Source organism: Neobacillus drentensis, from assembly GCF_036965645.1.
In the GTDB taxonomy this organism is placed as follows: Bacteria; Bacillota; Bacilli; order Bacillales; family Cytobacillaceae; genus Neobacillus; species Neobacillus drentensis_D.
Genome location: NZ_JBALPZ010000028.1, coordinates 33,619 through 40,782, shown reverse-complemented (window position 1 = coordinate 40,782; position 7,164 = coordinate 33,619). Strand labels below are relative to the sequence as shown.

The 7,164-nt window shown below is 39.3% G+C and carries 8 protein-coding genes; 3 read left to right on the top strand and 5 right to left on the bottom strand.

Going from position 1 to position 7,164, the window contains the following annotated elements; translation table 11 throughout:
* Window positions 1-152 precede the first annotated feature (152 nt).
* A complete protein-coding gene (locus tag V7266_RS05115) occupies window positions 153-332 on the bottom strand; it encodes a glycogen biosynthesis protein GlgD (protein WP_335466341.1) in 180 nt (59 codons plus the stop codon).
* A 13-nt stretch (window positions 333-345) separates the two neighbouring features.
* Complete coding sequence (locus tag V7266_RS05110; protein WP_335466339.1) at window positions 346-609, bottom strand: YtzC family protein; 264 nt, start codon at window positions 607-609, stop codon at window positions 346-348.
* A 191-nt stretch (window positions 610-800) separates the two neighbouring features.
* Here V7266_RS05110 and V7266_RS05105 point away from each other — a divergent pair, with 191 nt between their 5' ends.
* Both V7266_RS05105 and V7266_RS05100 read left to right on the top strand, forming a co-directional pair.
* The gene (locus tag V7266_RS05105) at window positions 801-1,766 is read left to right on the top strand and encodes a TIGR01212 family radical SAM protein (protein ID WP_335466337.1); all 966 of its coding nucleotides are present in this window, start codon (window positions 801-803) and stop codon (window positions 1,764-1,766) included.
* Window positions 1,763-2,335 carry a tRNA (mnm(5)s(2)U34)-methyltransferase gene (locus V7266_RS05100; RefSeq protein ID WP_335466336.1) on the top strand — a complete coding sequence of 191 codons (573 nt, stop codon included), beginning with the start codon at window positions 1,763-1,765 and terminating at the stop codon, window positions 2,333-2,335. Before V7266_RS05105 ends, V7266_RS05100 begins: the two co-directional genes overlap by 4 nt.
* Window positions 2,336-2,360: 25 nt before the next feature.
* On the opposite strand, the gene V7266_RS05095 is transcribed toward V7266_RS05100, so the two are convergent.
* Both V7266_RS05095 and V7266_RS05090 read right to left on the bottom strand, forming a co-directional pair.
* Window positions 2,361-3,443 carry a tetraprenyl-beta-curcumene synthase family protein gene (locus V7266_RS05095; protein WP_335466335.1) on the bottom strand — a complete coding sequence of 361 codons (1,083 nt, stop codon included), beginning with the start codon at window positions 3,441-3,443 and terminating at the stop codon, window positions 2,361-2,363.
* A gap of 17 nt (window positions 3,444-3,460) precedes the next feature.
* Complete coding sequence (locus tag V7266_RS05090) at window positions 3,461-4,264, bottom strand: alpha/beta hydrolase (RefSeq protein WP_335466333.1); 804 nt, start codon at window positions 4,262-4,264, stop codon at window positions 3,461-3,463.
* Between the two features lie 131 nt (window positions 4,265-4,395).
* On the opposite strand from V7266_RS05090, the gene V7266_RS05085 reads away from it, so the two are divergent.
* A complete protein-coding gene (locus tag V7266_RS05085) occupies window positions 4,396-4,908 on the top strand; it encodes a gamma carbonic anhydrase (RefSeq protein WP_335466331.1) in 513 nt (170 codons plus the stop codon).
* 40 nt (window positions 4,909-4,948) lie between these two features.
* Here the strand turns inward: V7266_RS05085 and asnB are convergent, their stop codons facing one another.
* Window positions 4,949-6,853 carry an asparagine synthase (glutamine-hydrolyzing) gene (gene asnB / locus V7266_RS05080; protein WP_335466329.1) on the bottom strand — a complete coding sequence of 635 codons (1,905 nt, stop codon included), beginning with the start codon at window positions 6,851-6,853 and terminating at the stop codon, window positions 4,949-4,951.
* Window positions 6,854-7,164: the final 311 nt, after the last annotated feature.

Here is a 7,164-nt window from a genome sequence, read left to right as displayed (position 1 = left end):
TATGAATGGTTCTTATCCCCCATAGCCGGTTCGATTCCCGGACTTCGACGGTTATGAGACTTACATAGCATCTGAAGGCTGAGACAAAATCGATTGCTTCGACAGATAAATACCAAAAAGACCTCTCACAAAGTGAGAGATCCTTTTCTATCTTATGAAGATTGGTCTTGTTCTTGGTGCATTTTCGATTTAACAGGCTGTCCGCCAGTCTTTTCATATTTCTGCTTTGCCTCTTTAATTAAATCACGGTCCTGACCAAGTTCAAGATCTTGATTATTGATTCCATTACGAGTCTTTTGTTCGGGATTATTCTTCTTCGAACGTTTCTTCAAGAAATTCTCCTCCTTAATGTGTTTCAATAATCATGGAATTTTGAATCTGCTGGATCTGAAGTCTCATTCGATGGAGCTGTTCCCGCTGCTGAGAGTTCGCACTATGGGCCAACTTACATATATCATTATAGGTTTGCTCAAGCTGTTGCAGCGCATTCGTGTAACCATCGTCATTATACTGCTCTTGAAGGCTGCTTTGCTTATATTGCTCTTCAGCAAAGCGGATTGTGTCCTCAACTTGCTGCATTATATTATCCATTGAGTCGCGAGTAGCCATCTAAGAACCCCCCTCATGTTATGAAGCGCACGCTTCATTTCTTATTTTGTTCTCCTTTCTTTTTCCTATAACTCAGGGACAATGGATAATTATTACCAACATTGCTTGTTACAATTGCAATTGGATAAAGGTTTACTTCATGTTAAAATTGAAGTTATGCAATCTTTATCATACAAAAGGAGGTTTTCTGAGTGCTTCAGACGAAACCTTTTCAATATGCAACAGACGACAAACGATACCACACTTGGAATTACCACCTAAGGAACCATTTTGGTCATAAGGTGTTTAAAGTAGCCTTAGACGGAGGATTTGACTGCCCAAACCGTGATGGTACCGTCGCACATGGCGGCTGTACGTTTTGCAGTGCTGCCGGTTCCGGGGATTTTGCCGGTAACAGGGTCGAAACATTGGAAATACAATTTAATGAAATCAAACAAAAAATGCATACTAAATGGAAAGACGGCAAATATATGGCCTATTTTCAAGCATTTACGAATACACATGCTCCCCTTGAGGTACTTCGTGAGAAATACGAAACTGTCCTGAAACAAGATGGTGTAGTTGGTTTATCCATCGCTACCCGTCCTGATTGTCTGCCAGAAGAGGTTGTTGAATACTTGGCTGAATTGAACCAACGAACGTACTTATGGGTAGAGCTTGGACTGCAGACGGTCCATGAGCGAACAGCGCAGCTCATTAACCGTGCCCATGATTTTCAATGCTATATCGAAGGTGTCAACAAGTTACGAAAACATGGGATTCGGATTTGCTCCCATATTATCAATGGGCTGCCGCTTGAATCCTATGACATGATGATGGAAACAGCCCGTGAAGTGGCCAAATTAGATGTTCAAGGGATTAAGATTCATTTGCTGCATTTGTTAAAAGGCACTCCAATGGTGAAACAATATGAAAAAGGAATGCTTGAATTTCTATCCCAAAAGGACTATGTAAATTTAGTATGCGACCAGTTGGAGATTTTACCGCCGGAAATGATTGTTCATCGGATAACAGGCGATGGTCCGATTGATTTAATGGTAGGCCCAATGTGGAGTGTTAATAAATGGGAAGTACTTAATTCCATTGATGCTGAATTAAAACGAAGGAACAGTTTTCAGGGTAAGTTATATCAAAAGAATGCGGGGAATGAATCATGAAAATGGATCGCATTCTTCCTTTTGCTAAAACTTTACTTACAAAAGCCATCAAACCGGGAGAAATAGTGGTTGATGCTACTTTAGGGAACGGACATGATACCGTATTTTTAGCAAAGCTGGTTGGAGAACATGGAAGAGTTTATGGGTTCGATGTTCAGCAAGAAGCAATTAACGCTACCCAAAAACGACTTACTGACCATCATTTAACCGACAGGGTCACTATTTTTCATGCAGGACATGAACAGGTTTCAGTAAAAATCCCCATAGAAGAGCATGGAAAAATAACAGGCGCGATATTTAATCTAGGCTATTTACCTGGCGGTGACAAAAATATTGTCACCCACTCCGAGACAACCATCGTTGCCATTGAACAATTATTGGAAATCATGTCACCAGAAGGAATCATCGTCCTTGTTATTTATCATGGGCATGAACAAGGCGCAGTTGAACGTGATGATTTAATTCAGTATTGTCAGAAGCTTGATCAAAAAACAGCCCATGTTCTACAGTATCAATTTATTAATCAACAAAATAAACCGCCATTTATTATCGCAATAGAAAAAAGATAAACCAGGCTTTCATTCGTGCCTGGTTTTATTTATTCAAGGATCTTGTTACAATAGCAGGTATTGATTTTTGAAGAGACCGATAAGCAAGTCCATTAAAATAAAAGAAATAACTAATCCAGCCGCCCGACTTTATGATTCCTCTAGCTAGTTTACGGACGTTTTTCTGTTTACGGACTTTGGCATCTGATAAATAAATTCCTAACAAACCGCGATTAATCAGTTGATGGAACTTCTTATGGGGCAGGAATTCTGTGTGGCGGTCGGCTTCGATAACGAAATGTTTTAATCGTTTAAAAAGAGTCTCTTCACTATTATAATAAGTGCAGAAATTCAAGTCACCGCCAATAATGTCTTCTTCCTGATCAATAAAATAATCCAAAAGAATATGTAACCCCTGAATATAAGGAAAGTAACCCTTGCGAATATTTCTTGCATCCTCTAATTGAAAATCTTCCCGCATCGCATACGAGACTAAACAAAATATCCCCAATGTTGAACCGGAACAAGCGGAGAATTCATACCATTCCATTTCAGGCAGCTTTTCTTGATAACGGTTAAACCAGTTTTTCAAGCGCGGTACACGCTCCTCCTTTTCCACATGCTTATGTATCTGTAAATCACAATAATACCGGCAAAGCTCTTGAAGATAATCTTTGATAAAATCATAGTGGTCTAACTCCCTTAAAACGGAGCGGCAAGTCTCGGATAAATCATGTAAATATCCATTGTCATCCTGGTCATCACGGAGGCGATAATAATTTTTCTCTTCTGCCTGAAGCATAAGGGCATCAGACATAGACTCATGGAGGGCTGCAAAATCAGCTGGATCAAGTGAGGTACTTCGATCACAAAGATTATCCAAGTAATCACTAATGGTTTGATAAGCAACGATAAATTTTATTGCTTTTTGATAATCTTCTTTGGCTGTGAGAGCAAGAATGGCTCCTCCTTCACAATGGAAGGTTTTATGTTCGATACTGGCAAGAGCCTGATTTCTTAGTTCCTGATTAGGAATTTTTTCAGCGCGATTTCTCCAATAAGCCAATTCTTGATGGACGGCAGGAATGATTTTACGATAAACCCTAGACATAAGGGTAATTGGCATCATGGAAACATCAACCTTTCTTATACAATATACCCAATAGCTTTTAATTGACTATAAACAAAATCCTTGGCGTATTCAAATACTTCTTCCCGTTCAGGTTCATTAAATATTTCATGGTAGCACTTAGGCCACTCCTTAAACCTTTTCTCTGATAACGGAACATGATTAAACCATTCTTTCACCGTAGCTTTATTGACAATTTTATCGTCTCCGCCCTGCATGACGAGCATTGGAAGATCTTGTGTATCTTCCAGATTTTCGAATGCTTCTTTTATAGCACCTACAAGTTCACGATACCAGCGAATCGAGATCTTTGTCACGTAAAGTGTATCATTAGCATCCGCTTCACGGACATCTTCGTTTCTTGTGGCCATTTGAACCGATAGGCCTGAATTCATTCGAAGGGATGGATACACCAGATTTAATATATGTGATAAAGCGTTCAAAAATTTAGATGGAGCTTGAACCAGTCCAAGACATGGCGAAGAAAGAATTACCCCGGCAACATTCAGCTGTTCTTCTTGCAATAATCGAATGGAAATCAATCCACCCATGCTGTGGCCTAATAGAAACACGGGGAGGTTATACTGATAAGCGGCCTGCACCCAGTCCTTTACCTCCATAATGTACTCATCAAAGGAATCGATATGGCCGCGGCGGGACCTTGTCGTCATCCCTTGCCCCGGAAGGTCGCCCATGATGACATGAAAACCGGCTAAACGCCACATTTCAACGAGCCATCCGTAACGGCCATGATGTTCCATGGCACCATGCACCATTACAATTACCGCTTTTGCCTCCCCTTCAGCTTCCCATTTCCACATATGTCGTCCCCCTAGAAAAAAATATGCTTTCTGTTTATACCTCTGTGATTTGTTATATCAGATTTATTTTTTGAAAACCACTTATACTATTCGCTAAAATATACTTATCATGTACAAAGGAGTGATTCCATTTGATATACCCCTTTAAAGACAAATACCCGTTAATTGCCGACACTGCATTTATTGCTGATTATGTCACAATAACTGGTGATGTAGAAATTGGCGAACAGTCAAGTGTCTGGTTTAATTCCGTCATTCGAGGCGATGTTGCCCCCACAAGAATTGGTAATAAGGTTAATATTCAAGATAATTCTATCTTACACCAAAGCCCTAATAACCCGCTAATTTTAGAAGATGAGGTTACGATAGGACATCAGGTTATTCTTCATAGCTGCATCGTGAGAAAAAGAGCTTTAGTTGGGATGGGATCAATTATTCTCGATCAAGCAGAGATCGGTGAAGGTGCCTTTATTGGGGCCGGAAGCCTTGTGCCTCAAGGAAAAAAAATCCCCCCTAATACCTTAGCATTTGGCAGACCAGCAAAAGTTATTAGAGAATTAACCCCAGAAGACAAGAAAGAAATGGAACGTATTTATACAGAATATGCCGAGAAAGGGCAATATTATAAGTCATTGCAATCTTAAAAGATTGACAAAAGCACCCAAAAATTTGGGTGCTTTTTTATTAATGCTTTAATGATTGTAACTCTTTTTGCAGGGCATAATCACGTTGAAAAGAATATACATTCTCCACATACACCTGATGCCAAACCATAAACATAAGAACTGTCCAGATTTTCCGGCTGTTATCAGCTTTTCCTTGACAGTGATCTTCAAGTAAGTCTAAGACATATGATTTGTTGATTAGATGATCCGTGTTGCTTTCTCGGATAATTTTTTTCGCCCATTCGTTCATTTCATTTTTCAACCAATGACGAATCGGTACAGGGAATCCTAACTTTTTACGGTTTAGTACATGCTCAGGGACTACGCCTTCAGCTGCTTTACGTAAAATATATTTCGTTGTACCATTAGCTGTTTTTAAGCTGGTCGGAATTTTCGAGGCTACTTCAAACACTTCTTTATCTAAGAATGGCACCCTTAGTTCAAGTGAATGTGCCATTGTTACCCTATCCGCTTTCAGTAAAATATCTCCCCGCATCCAAGTATGGATATCAATATACTGCATCCGGTCAACTGGGTCATAACCTCTTGACTCCTGGTAAAGCGGCTTGGTTACATCCATATAGTTTAACCCTTCACGGTATACATTTAATAAATCCCGCTTTTCAACCTCAGTGAACATCTTGGCATTGCCGATATACCGCTCTTCCATTGGAGTAACGCCACGTTCAATAAAGCTTTTACCTTTCATTCCTTCAGGCATCATTCCGGCAATTCCTTTTAATAAAACCTTACCAACCCTCGGTATTTTATTAAATACCTCTAATGACTGCGGCTCACGGTAGATATTATAACCGCCGAATAATTCATCGGCTCCTTCACCTGAAAGAACTACTGTTACATGTTTACGTGCTTCTCTTGCTACAAAATAAAGAGGAACACAGGCCGGGTCAGCCAATGGATCATCCATATGCCACATAATTTTAGGAATTTCATTCATGTATTCTTCAGGTGAAATGACGTAACTGATATTTTCTACACCAAGCTTTTCAGCTGTTTCCTTCGCTACATCAATTTCACTGAACCCGTTATGGTCAAAACCAACAGAGAACGTTTTAATAGCAGGATGAAATTCTTTTGCAATCGAAGCAATAATAGAAGAATCAATCCCACCTGATAAAAAAGAACCTACCGGAACGTCACTGCGCATATGCTTTTCGACGGAATCAAATAATACATCGCGGATTTCTTTTATAAAATCAGCTTCTGTTTTCTGAACAGGCTTAAAATGGGCCTTCCAATATTTTTTCATTTCCATTGGGGCGCCGATTTTTTTGGTAAAATAATGACCAGGCTCTAACTTTTTAATCCCCTCTGAAAGCGTATCTGGTTCAGGAACAAATTGATAGGTCAAGTAATGCTGTAAGGCATCATAATTAAGGACATCGTTTTCTAATGCCAATAAAATACTCTTTTTCTCAGAAGCAAAGAAGGTTCTTTCGCCATCTTCTAGATAAAAGAAAGGTTTAATTCCAAACGGATCACGTGCCCCGTAAAGGGTTTGTTCCTGCTTATCCCAGATAACGAAGGCAAACATTCCGCGCAGCTTTTCAACCGCTTTTTCTTTTAGGTGGCTATAAAGAGCAATAATAACTTCTGTATCAGAACTTGTCGCAAATGACAGCCCCTCATTCAATAACTCTTCACGAAGTTCTACATAGTTATAGATTTCACCATTAAAAATAATCCAATAACGCTCATTTTCATACGTAAGCGGCTGGTGACCGCTCTCGATATCGATAATACTCAAACGACGGAAGCCAAATTGAACATGGTCATCGTAATAAAAACCATCATCATCCGGCCCGCGATGGGTAATTAGATCGTTCATATTTTTAAATAGTTGTTTTTGTTCATCATTATAGTTTTGTGTTTTGTCGTGTACACAACCGATAAAACCACACATTATGTACCTCACCTACTCCAATTCATTTTAAACGTCTTCTAAAAAACATCTCTCTTATACTACCACTATTATAAAAAAAATGGCACTGTGAACATTAGGAAAATTTACTACAGCCACGGGACTCTTTTTTCTCTTCTAGGCCGTCAATAGCATCCATTAACTGCGGAAAAATCCGCAATTACCAAAGTTTATCATGATTACTCTTTATCGCCAAGTTATCTCTCATTTTTCACTTCTTTTTACCTACCTAAACATAGGTACAACAACTCTTATTTGACGGAGATTAGAAAAAGGGAGTTACATTTCTAGAT